The organism is Streptomyces sp. NBC_01334 (genome assembly GCF_035983595.1).
Taxonomy (GTDB): domain Bacteria; phylum Actinomycetota; class Actinomycetes; order Streptomycetales; family Streptomycetaceae; genus Streptomyces; species Streptomyces coriariae.
Genome location: NZ_CP130718.1, coordinates 5428644 through 5445864, shown reverse-complemented (window position 1 = coordinate 5445864; position 17221 = coordinate 5428644). Strand labels below are relative to the sequence as shown.

At 71.2% G+C, this 17221-nt stretch carries 13 protein-coding genes and 2 pseudogenes; 3 read left to right on the top strand and 12 right to left on the bottom strand.

Translation table 11 applies throughout. The annotated features are described in order from the left end of the window. Positions 1-121: 121 nt before the first annotated feature. The 3 genes from OG736_RS24430 to bldG form a co-directional block, all read right to left on the bottom strand. Entirely contained in the window at positions 122-2527 is a 2406-nt protein-coding gene (locus OG736_RS24430) for a sodium-translocating pyrophosphatase (RefSeq protein WP_327184335.1), read from the bottom strand. A 321-nt stretch (positions 2528-2848) separates the two neighbouring features. Beyond that, positions 2849-3283, bottom strand: coding sequence for an ATP-binding protein (locus tag OG736_RS24425; RefSeq protein ID WP_171398627.1), 435 nt, complete (start codon positions 3281-3283; stop codon positions 2849-2851). A 110-nt stretch (positions 3284-3393) separates the two neighbouring features. Beyond that, positions 3394-3735 carry an anti-sigma factor antagonist BldG gene (gene bldG / locus OG736_RS24420; protein ID WP_009189842.1) on the bottom strand — a complete coding sequence of 114 codons (342 nt, stop codon included), beginning with the start codon at positions 3733-3735 and terminating at the stop codon, positions 3394-3396. Positions 3736-3816: 81 nt separating this feature from the next. On the opposite strand from bldG, the gene OG736_RS24415 reads away from it, so the two are divergent. Next, positions 3817-6417, top strand: coding sequence for a DEAD/DEAH box helicase (locus OG736_RS24415; RefSeq protein ID WP_327184334.1), 2601 nt, complete (start codon positions 3817-3819; stop codon positions 6415-6417). Here OG736_RS24415 and OG736_RS24410 read toward each other — a convergent pair. The 7 genes and pseudogenes from OG736_RS24410 to ssd form a co-directional block, all read right to left on the bottom strand. Further along, positions 6314-6763: pseudogene (locus OG736_RS24410) on the bottom strand (Rv3654c family TadE-like protein); the annotation flags it as partial. The gene OG736_RS24415 and the pseudogene OG736_RS24410 overlap by 104 nt on opposite strands. A gap of 305 nt (positions 6764-7068) precedes the next feature. Continuing rightward, positions 7069-7467, bottom strand: a pseudogene (locus OG736_RS24405) (TadE family type IV pilus minor pilin); the annotation flags it as partial. Then, complete coding sequence (locus OG736_RS24400) at positions 7454-7669, bottom strand: DUF4244 domain-containing protein (protein ID WP_020129303.1); 216 nt, start codon at positions 7667-7669, stop codon at positions 7454-7456. The gene OG736_RS24400 and the pseudogene OG736_RS24405, both read right to left, overlap by 14 nt. Before the next feature lie 215 nt (positions 7670-7884). Next, entirely contained in the window at positions 7885-8664 is a 780-nt protein-coding gene (locus OG736_RS24395) for a type II secretion system F family protein (protein WP_327184333.1), read from the bottom strand. 46 nt (positions 8665-8710) lie between these two features. Then, positions 8711-9562 carry a type II secretion system F family protein gene (locus OG736_RS24390; RefSeq protein ID WP_442817189.1) on the bottom strand — a complete coding sequence of 284 codons (852 nt, stop codon included), beginning with the start codon at positions 9560-9562 and terminating at the stop codon, positions 8711-8713. A gap of 1 nt (position 9563) precedes the next feature. Continuing rightward, positions 9564-10772, bottom strand: a complete 1209-nt coding sequence (locus OG736_RS24385; RefSeq protein WP_327184331.1) for a TadA family conjugal transfer-associated ATPase — start codon at positions 10770-10772, stop codon at positions 9564-9566. After that, on the bottom strand, positions 10769-11881 hold the full coding sequence (gene ssd / locus OG736_RS24380) for a septum site-determining protein Ssd (RefSeq protein ID WP_327184330.1): 1113 nt from the start codon (positions 11879-11881) through the stop codon (positions 10769-10771). Before ssd ends, OG736_RS24385 begins: the two co-directional genes overlap by 4 nt. Before the next feature lie 573 nt (positions 11882-12454). Here ssd and OG736_RS24375 point away from each other — a divergent pair. After that, positions 12455-13288: an HAD family hydrolase gene (locus tag OG736_RS24375; protein ID WP_327184329.1), complete on the top strand. Its 834-nt coding sequence runs from the start codon at positions 12455-12457 to the stop codon at positions 13286-13288. A 415-nt stretch (positions 13289-13703) separates the two neighbouring features. Here the strand turns inward: OG736_RS24375 and OG736_RS24370 are convergent, their stop codons facing one another. Then, complete coding sequence (locus tag OG736_RS24370; protein ID WP_327184328.1) at positions 13704-14528, bottom strand: Fic family protein; 825 nt, start codon at positions 14526-14528, stop codon at positions 13704-13706. 101 nt (positions 14529-14629) lie between these two features. Between OG736_RS24370 and OG736_RS24365 the strand changes: the two genes are divergently transcribed. Next, positions 14630-15610, top strand: coding sequence for an ATP-binding protein (locus OG736_RS24365; RefSeq protein ID WP_327184327.1), 981 nt, complete (start codon positions 14630-14632; stop codon positions 15608-15610). Between the two features lie 94 nt (positions 15611-15704). On the opposite strand, the gene OG736_RS24360 is transcribed toward OG736_RS24365, so the two are convergent. Then, the gene (locus OG736_RS24360; protein ID WP_327184326.1) at positions 15705-16988 is read right to left on the bottom strand and encodes a polysaccharide deacetylase family protein; all 1284 of its coding nucleotides are present in this window, start codon (positions 16986-16988) and stop codon (positions 15705-15707) included. Positions 16989-17221 lie beyond the last annotated feature (233 nt).

Genomic DNA, 17221 nt, shown 5'->3' with positions numbered 1-17221 from the left:
AAGCCATTTGTACCAGGAGAGAGAAGGCTCACGGCTCGGGCACATGCTCAACACAACGGGCGGGCGACGCGACAACGCGCGACACCCGCCCGCCCCTTGAGCTGGGCCCCGGTGGGCTGGTCTACGAAATCACCGCCGGGTCGGCGGACTTGGACGAGGAATCGGCGTTGTCTTCGTCACCCACGGCGATCCCTCGCCGCTTGGAGATGTACACCGCGACCACGATGACCGCGAGTGCCAGGACGGCGACCAGGATCCTTACGCCGATGCTCTTGTCCTCGCCGTAGCTGAACTTGATCACGGCGGGCGCGATGAGCAGCGCCACGAGGTTCATCACCTTCAGCAGCGGGTTGATCGCGGGGCCGGCGGTGTCCTTGAACGGGTCGCCGACCGTGTCGCCGATCACCGTGGCCGCATGGGCCTCGCTGCCCTTGCCGCCGTGGTGACCGTCCTCGACGAGTTTCTTGGCGTTGTCCCAGGCGCCGCCGGAGTTGGCGAGGAAGACGGCCATCAGCGTGCCGGAGCCGATCGCGCCCGCCAGGAACGCGCCGAGCGCGCCGACTCCGAGGGTGAAGCCGATGAAGATGGGCGCCAGCACGGCGAGCAGTCCGGGGGTGGCCAGCTCGCGCAGGGCGTCCCGGGTGCAGATGTCGACGACCTTGCCGTACTCCGGCTCCTCGCTGTAGTCCATGATCCCGGGGTGCTCGCGGAACTGCCGCCGCACCTCGAACACCACGGAACCCGCCGACCGCGACACCGCGTTGATCGCCAGCCCCGAGAAGAGGAAGACGACCGCCGCGCCCGCGATGAGGCCGACGAGGTTGTTGGGCTGCGAGATGTCCATCATCAGGCTCATCGGAGCGCCCGCGCCGGAGAGCTTCTCCCCGACGTCCTGCGCACCCGTCGTGATGGCGTCCCGGTACGACCCGAAGAGCGCCGACGCCGCCAGGACGGCGGTGGCGATGGCGATGCCCTTGGTGATGGCCTTGGTCGTGTTGCCGACGGCGTCGAGGTTGGTGAGCACCTGCGCGCCCGCACCCTGGACGTCACCGGACATCTCGGCGATGCCCTGCGCGTTGTCGGAGACCGGCCCGAAGGTGTCCATGGCGACGATCACGCCGACCGTGGTGAGCAGCCCGGTGCCGGCCAGCGCCACCGCGAACAGCGCCAGCATGATCGACGTACCGCCGAGCAGGAACGCCCCGTACACCCCCAGGCCGATCAACAAGGCGGTGTAGACGGCCGATTCGAGGCCGACGGAGATACCGGCGAGGACGACGGTGGCGGGGCCCGTCAGCGACGACTTGCCGATGTCGCGCACGGGTCGGCGGGTGGTCTCGGTGAAGTAGCCCGTCAGCTGCTGGATGACCGCGGCCAGGAGGATGCCGATCGCCACCGCGACGAGGGCGAGGACGCGCGGGTCGCCGCTCTTGCCGTGGATCGCCGCGTCGGTGACGCCGTCGAGGTCGGCGTACTTGCCGGGGAGATAGAGGAAGACGGCCACCGCGACCAGCACGAGCGAGATCGCCGCGGAGATGAAGAAGCCCCGGTTGATCGCGGTCATGCCGCTGCGGTCGGTGCGCCGCGGGGCGACCGCGAAGATGCCGACCATGGCGGTGAGCACGCCGATGGCGGGGACGAGCAGCGGGAAGGCGAGCCCGGCGTCGCCGAAGGCCGCCTTGCCGAGGATCAGCGCGGCGACCAGGGTCACGGCGTACGACTCGAACAGGTCGGCCGCCATGCCCGCGCAGTCGCCGACGTTGTCGCCCACGTTGTCGGCGATGGTCGCGGCGTTGCGCGGGTCGTCCTCCGGAATGCCCTGCTCGACCTTGCCGACCAGGTCGGCGCCGACGTCGGCGGCCTTGGTGAAGATGCCGCCGCCCACCCTCATGAACATGGCGATGAGGGCCGCGCCGAGTCCGAATCCCTCCAGCACCTTCGGCGCGTCGGCCGCGTACACCAGCACGACGCAGGCGGCGCCGAGCAGACCGAGCCCCACCGTGAACATGCCCACGACGCCGCCCGTGCGGAATGCGATCTTCATTGCCTTGTGCGAGACGGCGGTGAGATCCTTTTCCGGTTCACCTTCCGCCGGAGTCGCTTCCCGGGCCGCCGCGGCGACGCGGACATTACTGCGCACGGCGAGCCACATGCCGATATAGCCGGTGACCGCGGAGAACCCCGCGCCGATCAAGAAGAACACCGATCGTCCGGCGCGCTGATTCCAGTCGTCCGCGGGCAGCAGCAAGAGCAGGAAGAACACCACGACGGCGAAAACACCGAGCGTGCGCAGCTGCCGGGACAGATACGCGTTGGCGCCTTCCTGGACCGCCGCCGCGATCTTCTTCATGCTGTCGGTGCCCTCGCCTGCCGCGAGCACCTGGCGCACCAGTACGCCCGCGACCACGAGTGCGGCCAGGGCGACGACCGCGATGACCACCACGAGCAGGCGATTGCCGTCGGTCAGCACTGCGGCTGCGAAGGTTGTGGAGTGGTCCAACCGATGAGGGGTAGAAAGCCCCGCCATTCGTCCTCCTTGACGCTTGGGCTGAGCTCAAGATGTGGACGGATTGTAGGTACCGGAACCTGATCAAAACAGTGTGCGGCAAGCGGAATTCGCCTTCGCACGCAAAACCCGCACGATCTCGCTCGGTAATGGCTTGAAGGCATTCAGGTTCGTGAATTGATTCACGATATTCGCGGCAAGATTCACTGCGCCAAGATTCACTGCGCCGAGATTCCAAGATTCATTTCACGGAACCACTGTAAGCGCGGTCGCCGAGGTCCGCACATGCCGAAGGGCCCTACGAGGTAGGGCCCTTCGGGTGAGTGAATCGCGAGGTTCGGGTCAGGACAGCGTCGCGGTCGCCGGCGTGGTCGGCCAGGTCATGCGGATCAGCCCGCCGTGCTCGCCCGCGGAGACCTCTACGTCGTCGACGAGGCCGCTGATGACCGCCAGGCCCATCTCGTCCTCCTCGGCCTCCACGTCGACGCCTCCGCCCGAGCCGGGCGCCCGGTCACCGGGCGCCGAGCGCGGTGCTTCGTCGCCGACCTCGATGGAGAACTGCTTCTCCTCCTCGATCAGCGACACCTTCACCGGCGCGGTGATGCCACCGGTCTGGTGCAGTCCGACGGCACGGGTGCAGGCCTCGCCGACGGCGAGCCTGACCTCGTCGAGGACGGCCTCGTCCACTCCGGCCCTGCGCGCCACCGCTGCCGCCACCAGTCGGGCGGTCCTGACGTGCTCGGGCAGCGCGCTGAAGCGGAGTTCAACGGTGGCCATGCGTCCCCCTCGGAACTACGGGCGTGCTGTCGGGGGGCCGGGCCACCAAGCCCGGACCCCCTCTTTGTTCAACCAGCCGTGCCGGGCCACACGGGCCCGGGACGACGTGGTCAGTCGGTGGCAGCGACCGCTTCGTCGACCGAGGTGTGGATCGGGAACACCTTGGTCAGACCGGTAATGCGGAAGATCTTCAAAATACGCTCCTGGTTGCAGACCAGACGGAGCGAGCCCTCATGGGCACGCACCCGCTTCAGTCCACCGACCAGCACGCCGAGCCCGGTGGAGTCGAGGAAGTCCACGCCCTCCATGTCGACGACGAGGTGGAAATTCCCGTCGTTCACCAGCTCGACCAGCTGCTCGCGCAACTTGGGCGCGGTATATACGTCGATTTCGCCACCGACCTCGACGACCGTACGATCGCCGACGGTACGGGTCGACAGAGACAGGTCCACGGATCCTCCAGCACCTTGCTATCGAGCGGTCGCCCCTCGGAACACCTGGGCAGGAGTCCCCGGGACGGTACGCCAGCCGCCATGGCATTCAATCACTTACCGGCAGGCGTGCACGACGCCTTGGCCCCATTGTCCGTCACGCCAGTGACACACTCGGTGCCGATGGCCAAGAATCACCGATCCGATCGATCCTCGCCCGAGGCCGTGCCCCGCCTGTCCCCGGCCACGGTCCTGGACCGGCTCGCCCCGGGACCGAACCGGGCATCGCGCATCACTCATACGGAGCACTTGCCCCCGCGTGAGGGCCGCCATGCCGTCTGGCCGGACCGGATTCGCCCCGAGGTCATCGCGGCCGTGCAGGCCTGCGGCATCGAACACCCCTGGGCCCACCAGGCCCGGGTCGCCGAGCACGCCCTCGACGGCGAGTCCGTGGTCGTCGCCACGGGCACCGCGTCCGGCAAGTCCCTGGCGTACCTCGTACCGGTCCTCTCGGCCCTCCTGGACGGCTCCGAGGCCCCGAACGGCCGCGGGGCCACCACCCTCTACCTGGCCCCCACCAAGGCCCTGGCGGCGGACCAGTGCCGCTCCGTGAAGGAACTTTCACAACCGCTGGGCATCGCCGTCCGGCCGGCCGTGTACGACGGCGACACCCCGTTCGAGGAACGGGAGTGGATCCGCCAGTACGCCAACTACGTCCTCACCAACCCGGACATGCTGCACCGCGGGATCCTCCCGTCCCACCCCCGCTGGTCCTCCTTCCTGAAGTCCCTGAAGTACGTCGTCATCGACGAGTGCCACACCTACCGCGGCGTGTTCGGCTCCCACGTCGCCCACGTGCTGCGCCGGCTGCGCCGCCTGTGCGCCCGCTACGGCGCCTCCCCGGTCTTCCTGCTGGCCTCCGCGACGGCCGCCGACCCCGCGGTGGCCGCCGGGCGCCTCACCGGCCTCCCGGTCGTCGAGGTCGCCGACGACGCCTCACCCCGCGGTGAACTGGTGTTCGCCCTCTGGGAGCCCCCGCTCACCGAGATGGTGGGCGAGAAGGGCGCACCCGTCCGGCGTACCGCCACCGCCGAGACCGCCGACCTGCTGACCGACCTCGCCGTCCAGGGCGTACGCACCGTCGCCTTCGTCCGCTCCCGGCGTGGCGCCGAGCTGATCGCGGTGATCGCCCAGGAGCGCCTCGCCGAGGTCGACCGCTCACTCGCCCGGCGTGTCGCGGCCTACCGCGGCGGATACCTCCCCGAGGAACGACGTGCCCTGGAGCAGGCCCTGCACTCGGGCGAACTCCTCGGCCTCGCCGCGACCACCGCCCTGGAGCTAGGCATCGACGTCTCCGGACTCGACGCCGTCCTGATCGCCGGCTACCCGGGCACGCGCGCGTCCCTGTGGCAGCAGGCCGGCCGCGCGGGCCGGTCCGGGCAGGGCGCGCTGGCAGTGCTCGTCGCCCGGGACGACCCGCTGGACACCTTCCTGGTCCATCACCCGGAAGCGTTGTTCGACCGCCCGGTCGAGTCGACCGTCCTCGACCCCGACAACCCCTACGTCCTGGCCCCGCACCTGTGCGCGGCGGCCGCGGAACTTCCGCTGACCGACGAGGATCTGCCTCTGTTCGGACCTGAGGCCGAGGGCCTGCTGCCGCAGCTGGAGGCCGCGAAACTGCTGCGCCGCCGGACCAAGGCCTGGCACTGGACCCGCCGGGAACGCGCCGCCGACCTCACGGACATACGCGGCGAGGGCGGCCGGCCCGTCCAGGTCGTCGAGGCCGGCACCGGCCGGCTGCTCGGCACGGTCGACGCGGGCTCCTCCCACACCGCCGTCCACGAGGGCGCCGTCCACCTCCATCAGGGCCGCACCTATCTCGTGCGTTCCCTGGACCTGGAGGACTCCGTCGCCCTGGTCGAGGAGGCCAGCCCCCCGTATTCGACGGTGGCCCGCGACACGACCTCGATCTCCGTCCTGGAGACGGACGTCGAGATCCCCTGGGGCCAGGGCCGGTTGTGCTACGGCTCCGTCGAAGTCACCAACCAGGTCGTCTCCTTCCTGCGTCGACGTGTCATCACCGGTGAAGTCATGGGCGAGTCGAAGCTCGACCTCCCTCCTCGTACGCTGCGCACGCGTGCCGTGTGGTGGACGGTGACCGAGGACCAACTGGACGCGGCCCGGATCAACCCCGAGATCCTCGGCGGGGCCCTGCACGCCGCCGAACACGCCTCGATCGGCATGCTGCCCCTCTTCGCGACCTGTGACCGCTGGGACATCGGCGGCGTCTCGGTCCCCCTCCACCCCGACACCCTGTTGCCGACGGTCTTCGTCTACGACGGCCATCCCGGCGGCGCGGGCTTCGCGGAGCGGGCCTTCCACACGGCCCGTGCCTGGCTGACCGCCACCCGTCAGGCCATCGCCTCCTGCGAGTGCGACGCCGGCTGCCCGTCCTGCATCCAGTCCCCCAAGTGCGGCAACGGCAACGACCCACTCCACAAGAGGGGAGCCGTACGGCTGCTCAAGGAACTGCTGCGGGAGGCTCCTGTGGAGAAGGCTCAAGAGGGGGAGCCTCCGACAGCGCCGGAGACGGAGACGGGGCCGGAGACGGGGCCGGAGGAAGAGTCGGCGCCGGGGTCGGGTGCGGCTGCGGGGGCAGATGCGGGGTCGGTACCGCGTCCGCAGGCCCCGCCCGCGCCCTGACCTCGGCCGCGAACAGCCCCCGTCCCGACGCCGCCGTCACGTCCGAGATCCCGCCCACGACGACGCACCGCACCAGTCGCGCCCCCTGAGCCCGGGCCACCCGATCCGCCCGGTCGCAGGCCTGCGCGACGCCGTCCGCCCCATGGTCGGCGGCCGCCAGCGCCGCGAGGTCGGCGCCGCCGGCGGCACGGTGCCGGGCCGCCACGGCCTGTCCGAGGGCGAGCACGATCCCGAACACCACGCACAGCACGGCGATCGCACCCACACTCCAGACGGTGGCGGAACCCCGGTCCGTGTCCCCGTGACGCCCTCCGCGGTACCGCCCGCCGAGGACCCGGGCCCACATGGCCCCATCTCCGCGCCCCACGCCCCTCACGGCGCGTCTCCCAGCGACTGCTGGGCGCCTGCTGCCGCACCTCGGGGGTCACCGGGCACGCGGGCGGGATCTGGCGCGCCTCGGGGGTCACCTGGCACGCGGGCATCACCCGGCGCGCCTCGGGCCTTCTCAGCCGCCCCTACGCCCTTCTCGGCCGTCCCCACGGCGTTCTCAGCCGTCCCCACGGCGTTCTCAGCCGCCCCCACGGCGTTCTCAGCCGTCCCCACGGCGTTCTCAGCCGCCCCGTCAGGCTCCTCCCCGGTCCCCACGGCCCCCTCCTCCGTCCCCACGGCCTCCTCCGCCGCCGCCACGGCCTCCTCCCGCACCTCGAAGGGCAGGCCGCGCAATGCCGGTGGCTTGGCCACGACCACGACGCGGACCTGGTCTCCCTCCCGGCTGATCGTCACCTCCGCTCCGCGCGGGGCCGTCGCGCGGGTCACGTCGCGGACCGCGTCCACCGGGTCCTGCCGGGCCGCAGCGCGGGCGCCGGTCCTGGCCGCGTCCACGCACTGGATCTGCGCCGCCATGACCAGCAGCCCCCACACCAGCGCCGTCGCGAACACCACCAGCACCGGCAGCACCACGGCCGACTCCGCCGTCACGAACCCCCGGTCCCCGGCACACGCCCACCGGCTCGCGCGCCGAGGCTCCCGTCCGCGCTCACGCCCCCGCACTGAGCGCCCGCTTCACGATGGCCTGCAGCTGAGCCGCGACCACCTCGCTCGTCACCACCTGGTAGAGGAGCACCGCGAATCCCACGGCAGCCACGATCCCCATCGCGTACTCGGACGTCACCATCCCCGCGTCACCGCGCGCCGCACGCACCCGCACCCTGCACACCAGGGCGCTCAGCCGCGCCCACACCGCCTTGTACATCTCAACCCCCTCGAGGTTCCGTTGTGTTGATCTCTGTCCCTGGTTCGGCTACTTCGTTTTCGACCATTCGCCGCTCGACCGCTCGAACCTCTCGACCTCTCGGCCGTTCGCCGGTCCACCCCTCGGCCCCTCGGCCCCTCGGCCATCCGCTGGTCGCCGGCCGGCTCTTCAGCGACCCGCGCAGTCGCTCCTCGTCGTTCACTTGGTCCACTCCCTCATCGACCACCCCCTCCCAGCACTCCGCCCGCGAGCCCGATGACGATGGGCAGCACACCGACCGCGATGAAGGCGGGCAAGAAGCACAGCCCCACCGGCACGGTGACCATGACGGCCGCCCGCCGGGCCCGAGCCGTCGCGGCGCGCGCCCAGTCGGCCCGGGTGTCGGCGGCGAGCCGGGCGACCGGTCCGGCCGCGGGCAGTCCCGAGACGTCGGCCCGCTCCAGCAAGCGGGCCAGGGCCGCGGCATTCGGTATCGAGGCCAACCTCCGCCACGCGATGGCCGGTTCGCCGCCCAACCGCACCTCGGCGGCGCCACGGGCCAGCCCTTCCCCCACGGGCCCGCCGAGGGCCTCACCCACGGCCTGCGCCGCGATCACCGGGCCGGCTCCCGCCGCGATGCACGCGGCCAGCAGGTCGGCCGCGAGCGGGAGTTGGCGTGCCGCAAGCTGGGCATCGACCTCGCTCACCCCACCCGCCGCCTGTTGCCGACGACGCCACCGCCCCAGCACCACCGCGCCGATCAGCCCCAGTACGAGACCGGCGACGCCACCGAGCACCACCCATCCGGCACCGACCACCAACGCGTCGGGAAGCCACCGCCGTACGGCCTTCCGCAGTCCGGCTCCTCGGACGGTCGCCGCCGTGGCCGAGGCGAGCAGTTCGGCCAGGCGCCGCCGTGCCCTGCGTCGGCGTCGCGCGGTCTCCCACCACCGCGTCAGCCACCAGAGGGCCACCACGATCCCCACGGTTGCCCCCAGCCTGTGGACAACTTCCACGCTCGCGCCTCCTCCGTCCACGTCACCCACCTCCCTCTCGTCACCCTCACTTCGCTTCCGCGTGGTGGACGATCCGCAGTGCCCACCACATCCCCACGCCTTCAAGCACTCCGCCGACGAGCAGGCAGCCCAGCCCCGCTCCGGTGTGCAGCAGGACGTGCAGCGGGTCCGCTCCGAGCGCGGCGCCCAACACAAGGCCCAGGACCGGCAGGCCTGCGAGCATCACCACCGTGGCGCGCGGACCGGCCAACTGGGCGCGCAGATCGGCACGCTGCTCGCGCTCCGCGCGTAACGCCGCCTCCAGCCGGTCGAGTCCGGCGGCGAGACCGGCGCCCTGGTCCACGGCCACCCGCCAGCACGCGGCGAGTCCCAGCAGGCCGTCGGCACCCGGTTGCCGGGCGGCGATCGCGAGAGCCTCGGGTACGTCGCCGCCGAACCGTGCCGCCGCCAACACGGAGGGCTGCGCCGCGCCCAGTCCTCCGGAGTCCTGCGCGGCCCGGCGCAGCGCCTCCCCGGGCTGCCGGCCGGCGAGCACCTCCCCGGCCAGCGCCGCGCACAGCGCGATCACCGCGTCGCCTCGGCGCTCCCCCGCCCGTCGGGTCTCGGCGGCCTGCCGCGCTCGGCGCAGCAGGGGTACCCCGGCCGCCCCCGCGACGACCGGCAGCACCGAACCGCCCAGCAGCGCCAGGATCAGTCCGGCGACCGGTGCCCACCATTCGGGTCGCCAGCGTCCCCGGAGCTTCCGGAGCTCGCCGGTGAGCTGCCGCCATGGCGGGGGCCCGCTGCCGGCCGCGCCGCCGCCGGCCAGGAGCAACTGCGCCCGTCCGGCCCCTGAGTACGGTCCGCCCATCAGCCAGGCCGCCGCTGCGGCACAGGCCACGGCCGCAGCCATCGGCATCTCACTCATCGCGCCCGCCCGTCCCTTCGCTCGCCTCGCCCCGCAGCAACTCCCGCAGCCGCTCCCAGCCCCGCTCGTAGGCGAAGGCGTCCGCCCGCCACCGCAGTGCCGGCACGGTCCGCACCAGCCCGGACGGGTCCCGCTCCAGCACGTGCACCTCGGCGATCCGCCGCCGCCCGGCGGGGTCGCGTACGAGGTGCAGGACCACCGACAGGGCCGCCGCCAACTGGCTGTGCAGCGCGGTCCGGTCGAGCCCGGCCGCCGTGCCGAGCGCCTCGAGCCGGGCGGGGACGTCCGCGGCGGCATTGGCGTGGACGGTCCCGCACCCGCCCTCGTGGCCCGTGTTGAGCGCGGCCAGCAGATGAACGACCTCCGGCCCGCGCACCTCACCCACGACCATCCGGTCGGGCCGCATCCGCAGGGCCTGCCGCACCAGGTCCTCGAGGGTCACGAGCCCCGCCGCTTCCTGGTTGGCGGGTCTGGTCTCCAGTCGGACGACGTGCGGGTGATCCGGCCGCAGCTCCGCCGAGTCCTCGGCGAGCACGATCCGCTCCCCCGGCCCGACCAGGCCCAGCAGCGCGCTCAGCAGGGTGGTCTTCCCGCTGCCGGTGCCGCCGCTGACCAGGAAGGACAGTCGCGCCCGCATCAGATCCCGCAGCACCCTGTCGCCGCCCGGCGGCACCGTGCCGGCGGCCACCAGCTCGTCGAGCGTGAACGCCCGGGGCCGTACGACGCGCAGCGACAGACAGGTGCAGCCGACGGCGACCGGGGGCAGCACCGCGTGCAGTCGCGTCCCGTCGGGCAGCCGGGCGTCGACCCAGGGCCGCGCGTCGTCCAGGCGCCGTCCGGCCACGGCGGCCAGACGCTGCGCGAGGCGCCGTACAGCCACCGCATCCGGGAAGGAGACGCCGGTGAGCTCCAGACCGCCGCCCCGGTCGACCCAGACCCGGTCCGGAGCGGACACCAGTACGTCGGTCACCCTGGGGTCGGTGAGCAGGGGCTCCAGAGGCCCGCTGCCGATCAGTTCGGAGCGCAGTTGCTCGGCCGCGCCGAGGACCTCCGCGTCCCCGAGGACCCGCCCCTGTTCGCGCAGCGCCTGCGCCACGCGCGCGGGTGTCGGTTCGGCGCCGCTGTCGGCGAGCCACTGCCGTACCCCGTCGAGCAGCGTCCCCGTCGCCTTCGCCCGTTCGAGACCGGCCGGCGTGCTCATGAGCCACCCGCCTCGGGGAGCGCGCGCTCCCAGAACTCCTTGCAGAAGCGGGCGAGCGGCCCCCGAGCCGTTGCGCCCGGCGGTGACTTGCCGCCGTCCGGGCGCAACAGTCCCGATTCGACGGGCACCTCGCCGGCCAACGGCAGGCCGAGCAGCCGGGCCACCTCGCTGTCGTCGAGTCCGGGCGCGTAGGGGCCGCGCACCGCCACCCGCAGGTCGCGCAGCACCATGCCGACGGCGGAGGCCACGCGCTTGCCCGCCGCGACGGCGCGCAGTTCGGCGGGGACCACGAGGAGCCCGAGGTCGAGCTGGGCGAGGATCTCGGCGACGCCGTCGTCGATGCGGCGCGGGAGGTCGACGACGACCGTGCCGCCCCGGCGCCGGGCCGCCGCCAGCACCGCGCGTACGGCCTGGGGCGCGATGGCCACGCAGTCGCCCCGGTCCCAGCTGAGCACCCGCAGCGAGTGCAGCCTGGGCAGCGACTCCTCCAGGGCGCTGCCGCCGACCCTCCCGCGCGAGGCGGCGAACGCGGGCCAGCGCAGACCTTCCGTGCTCTCGCCGCCGAGGAGGACGTCGAGTCCGCCGCCGAGTGGATCGGCGTCGACCAGAAGGGTGCGCAGCCCTTCTCGCGCGGAGGTGACGGCGAGGGCGCACGCGAGCGTGGACGCTCCGGCGCCGCCGCGTCCGCCGATGACGCCGACGGTGAGGGCGGGCCGTCCGACGCCCTCGGCGACGTCGGCGATGCGGTCGACCAGCCACTGTTCGCCGTCGGGCAGCATCAGGACGTGGTCGGCGCCGATCTCCACGGCGCGCTGCCACACCCCGGAGTCGTCCTGGTCGCGGCCGACGAGGACCACTCCGCGCCTGCGGGCGGCCCCGCGGACACGGCGTGCCGCGTCGTCGCCGACCAGGACGAGTGGCGCCGACTCCCAGCTCCCCCGGCGTTCCGGCACCGAGTGGTGCACCTCCGGTGTGGCGCCGGCGGCGGCGCACAGGCGCAGCAGGTCGTCGAGGAGTCCCGCGTCCTCCGTGACGATCAGTGGCTTGCCCGGTCCGCCTCCGGTGGTGGGCGGCGGGTCGTGTGTGACGGCTCCGGTCACGATTTCCATCCCCCTTCACTGCGGGGCGCGCAGTCGCTGCGGTCCCGCGATTCCCAAACGTGTGAAGAACCGGCAGCCGGTCTCCATATGAACGGCCGACAGAATCCGGCCGAACGCCCCCGGCAATCGGAACCGGCCGTGTGAAGCCGACCCGGAGCGGACGCGTTGGAATCACGGTGCAGTGAGCCCGGAAATCGTGTGGATCTTGGTGGAAAACTGTGGACGAGCGGGTGGTTGTGAATATCGCTGTCACCCATACCGGTGAGCCCCGCACCATCTGCTGTGCGACTTCCGCAGAGGAGTCCGACGACTACGCACAGTGACGGCGAGTGGGCAAGCAAAAGAGGCGGCCGCAGCCGCCTCGGTGCGGCGCAGTGGCCGCGTTCAGAACTGGAAAACCCGCCCGGACATGCGACGACCCCCGCCGGGGGGGAGAGCGGGGGTCGCCTTCACGGCCGACTCGGGGGGGGAGGAGTCGGACCGCGTTAGCACGGTCGCGAACGATCCGTGACTTCCATGGTGTACCCGAGAGCCTTCTCAGGCAAACCCACGCGCCCACCTTACGCCGAATGGGCTGCCCCTATGCTCATGGTTGTGGAAAACCACTCCTTGCCCCGCACAGCGGCCTTCTTTGACCTGGACAAGACGGTCATTGCGAAGTCGAGCACGCTCACCTTCAGCAAGTCCTTCTACCAAGGCGGTCTGATCAACCGCAGGGCCGCCCTGCGGACCGCATACGCCCAGTTCGTCTTCCTCGTGGGCGGTATGGACCACGACCAGATGGAACGGACCCGCGAGTACCTGTCCGCGCTCGTGCGCGGCTGGAACGTCCAACAGGTGAAGGAGATCGTGGCCGAGACCCTTCACGACCTGATCGACCCGCTGATCTACGACGAGGCGGCCTCCCTGATCGAGGAGCACCACACGGCCGGCCGTGACGTGGTGATCGTGTCCACGTCGGGCGCCGAGGTGGTCGAGCCGATCGGCGAACTGCTCGGCGCGGACCGCGTGGTCGCCACCCGCATGGTCGTGGGCGAGGACGGTTGCTTCACCGGCGAGGTGGAGTACTACGCCTACGGCCCGACGAAGGCGGAGGCGATCAAGGAGCTGGCCGGGTCCGAGGGGTACGACCTCTCGCGCTGTTACGCCTACAGCGACTCGGCGACCGACCTGCCGATGCTGAAGGCGGTAGGGCACCCGCACGCCGTGAACCCGGACCGGGCCCTGCGGCGCGAGGCCGTCGCACGCGGGTGGCCGATTCTCGACTTCCACCGGCCGGTGCGCCTCAAGCAGCGGATTCCCTCGTTCTCCGTACCTCCGCGCCCCGCGCTCGTCGCGGCCGCGGCGATAGGAGCGGCGGCGGCCACCGCGGGCCTCGTCTGGTACGCGAACCGGCGCCGGGCGACGGCCGTCTGAAGCGGCGCCCGAGCTCGGGGGCGGCCCGTCACCGCTCAGGGACGCCCGCTTAAAACCCGTTTGGGAGCAAAAGCAAAGAACTGGTGCCAGCACTTCCGCTTGTCGGGGTCCAGGAGTACAAAGGACTTAACGGCCCGCGAGACCAAGGACATCCGAGAGGATCACCTTAATAACGCATTTGGCCCCACGGACCGCGCATGACCACTGGGCACCCACGCGACGTCGACCCGTCGATTACGGGCCAGCCGCACCAGGTCACGGGCAAAGTTACCGGCCTGATGGGCAATATATCGAGGACGCTTGGTAACCGGGTGAGCATGCCAGCGGCGGTACGAGAACTCGTACCGCCGCAACCCTTTGTGAGGCCCCCGCGAGGGGGCCTTTTCCGTACCCGCGCCTCACGCGCGCGTGGGGCTCACGCCGCCCCGCGCTGCAGCGCCTCGCACACCGCCGTCGACTCGCGGGCGCCCAGCTCGACCGCCCTGCCGCAGTGCGCGATCCAGGCCGCCATGCCGTCCGGGGTGCCGGAGACGTAGCCGTCCAGGGCCGCCATATAGGCCGCCCGCCCCAGCTCGGCATGCCCGACCTCGGCCGGGCAGACCGACTTGGGGTCGAGGCCGCTGCCGATCAGGACGATGCGCTCGGCGGCCCGCGCGACCAGGCCGTTGTGGGAGGTGAACGGACGCAGGGCCAGCAGCTCGCCATGAACGACGGAGGCCGTCACCAGGGCGGGCGCGGAGCCTCCCGCGATGATCAGCTCGGACAGCCCCTCAAGCCGGCCGGCCACTTCGGCCGCGCCCGGCAGTGGCAGCTCGATCAGCGGCTCGTCGACCGCCTCGCCCGCCTGTCGCGGACGGCCGACCTCGTCATCGCTGGTCGCCGCGGCCACCAGATGCAGCCGCGCCAGCACCCGCAGCGGCGACTGCCGCCAGATGGACAGCAACTGACCCGCCTCGGCGGACAGCCGCAGAGCCGCACCCATGACGCGCGCCTCGTCGTCGGCGCCGAAGTCGGTGCGCCGACGCACCTCTTCCAGGGCCCAGTCCGCGCCGGACAGGGCCGCCGAGCCGCGGGCGCCGCGCAGTGCGGCCTCGGAGGTGATCTCGGTGCTGCGGCGACGCATGACACGGTGGCCGTAGACCCGGTCCACGGCCTTGCGCATGGTCTCGACGGACTCGGCCACACCGGGCAGGGAGCCCAGGGCCGCGAGCGGATCGGCGGACGCGCCTGTCGTACTCATGAGTACGACACTACGCAACCAGCGCGCGCACCCCACGAAGGAGTGGTCTTCTTCACGCACGCGTGCCACTCAAGGCAATCACCCCACTACCCTTTGTGAACATGAAAATTGCTTTCGTCGGGAAGGGCGGCAGCGGCAAGACCACCCTGTCCTCCCTGTTCATCCGCCACCTCGTCGCCGACGGCGGGCCCGTGATCGCGGTCGACGCGGACATCAACCAGCATCTGGGGCCCGCTCTGGGCCTCGACGAGGCGGAGGCCGCCGGGCTGCCCGCGATGGGCGACCGGCTGCCGCTGATCAAGGACTACCTGCGCGGCTCCAACCCCCGGATCGTCTCCACCGAGACGATGATCAAGACGACACCGCCCGGTGAGGGCTCCCGGTTGCTGCGGGTGCGCGAGAACAATCCGGTGTACGACGCCTGCGCCCGGCCGGTGGAACTCGACGGCGGCGCCGTCCGTTTGATGGTCACGGGCCCCTTCACGGACGCCGACCTGGGGGTCTCCTGCTACCACTCCAAGACAGGAGCGGTGGAACTGTGCCTGAACCACCTGGTGGACGGACCTGACGAGTACGTCGTGGTCGACATGACCGCGGGCTCGGACTCCTTCGCCTCCGGCATGTTCACCCGCTTCGACATCACGTTCCTCGTCGCCGAGCCGACCCGGAAGGGAGTCTCCGTCTATCGCCAGTACAAGGAGTACGCCCGCGACTTCGGTGTCGAGCTGAAGGTCGTCGGCAACAAGGTGCAGGGCCAGGACGACGTCGACTTCCTGCGCGCCGAGGTCGGGGACGACCTCCTCGTGACGGTCGGCCACTCGGACTGGGTGCGCGCCATGGAGAAGGGCCGGCCGCCCCGGTTCGCGCTCCTGGAGGACGCCAACCACCAGGCCCTGCGCCTGCTGCGGACGACCGTCGACTCGGCGTACGAAGGGCGCGACTGGGAGCGCTACACACGGCAGATGGTGCACTTCCACCTGAAGAACGCCGAGTCCTGGGGCAATGAACGGACCGGGGTCGACCTGGCTGCGCAGATCGACCCCGGGTTCGTCCTCGGCGAAAGCCTCACGGCGTCCGTGTGACGGCCTCCGTGTGACGGTTCCTGTGTGACGGACCCTGTCGGTGAAGGTTGCCGCCGGGTCACCACCTCGCTGCGGCGCCCGTCGGCTCGGGTGCCTACTGCCTGCCCGCCGGAGCCCCGGGCACGCCCTTCGGGGCCGGGGCGGGGCTGCCGGACAGGAAGGACGCCCAGCCGGGCTTCGGTGACTCACCGACCTCCAGCGTGCGCAGCTTGGCCAGGGCCTTCGGGTCCTGGGCGTCCAGCCAGTCGGCGAGCTGACGGAAGGACACACAGCGCACGTCCGGCTTGTTGCAGACGTTCTCGACGACCTCCTCGACGGCGCGCATGTACGTGCCGCCGTTCCAGGATTCGAAGTGGTTGCCGATGATCAGCGGTGCGCGGTTGCCGTAGTAGGCCCGGTCGAAGCCCTTGAGCAGGCCGTCACGCATCTGGCGACCCCAGAACGCGTGCTTGTCGGGGTCGCCCTGACTGGTGCTGCCGGACTGGTTGACCATGAAGTTGTAGTCCATGGTGAGCTGCTCGTAGGAGTGGCCGGGGAAGGGCACGAGCTGCATCGACAGGTCCCACAGGCCCTGCTTCCTGCCGGGCCACACCTGGTTGTTGACGCCGCTGGTGTCGTAGCGGAAGCCCAGCTCGCGGGCGGCCGTCATGAAGTTCTTCTGGCCCTCGAGGCAGGGGGTGCGGGCTCCGATGAGTTCCTTGTCGTAGTCGAAGGGCAGCGGAGCCGCGTCCTCGATGCCGGTGTTGGTCTTCCAGGTCCTCACGAAACGCTTGGCCTGGTCGATCTCGTCCTTCCACTCCTCCACCGACCACTCTCCGACGCCACCGTTCTTCCCGCAGAAGTGGCCGTTGAAGTGGGTGCCGATCTCGTTGCCCTCCAGCCACGCCAGGCGCAGCTGCTTCACGGTGTCGGCGATGCCCTGCTCGTCGTTGAAGCCGATGTCGGAACGGCCCGGCGAGTGCTGCGGCGGCTTGTACAGGTCGGCCTTCTCCTCCGGCAGCATGTACACGCCGCTGAGGAAGTACGTCATCGTCGCGTGGTTGGCCTTGGACACCTGGCGGAAGTGGGAGAACAGCTTCTGGCTGTCCTCGCCTGCGCCGTCCCAGGAGAAGACCACGAACTGCGGCGGCTTCTGGCCCGGCTTCAGCCGCTCGGGGCGGGGCAGGTGGGGCTGCGCCCCGGTGTACGCGGTGGAGCCGTCACCGATCAGGCGGACGACATTCTTGGGGGCGGCGGGTGCCGGCTTGGCCTTCTGCGGGCCCGGTACCCCCTCCTCCGAACCATGGGAACCCCCGGTTCCCGTCGCGCAACCGGCGAGCGATGCGGCGACAGCCGCGGCGACCACTGCGCCCGCGGCGATCCTCTGGGTGGCGGCCATCTTCCGCCCACCTTCTTCCTTCTCTCGGCCAACGCCGACGAGGGCGTTCTCTGGTGACGCGCCGGGACGAGCCGGCAGCGCCGTCAAGGTCGCACGGAGTCGAGAAGGAATTAGTACGACAAGCCGATAAAAAGGCCACTTCACTCTCGTGGATGATTACCTGCACCATTTGCCGCAAAAGTCCATGCTTGGCCTTTACTCTGCATTACGATCTGTTTACCGAGCGTTGATTT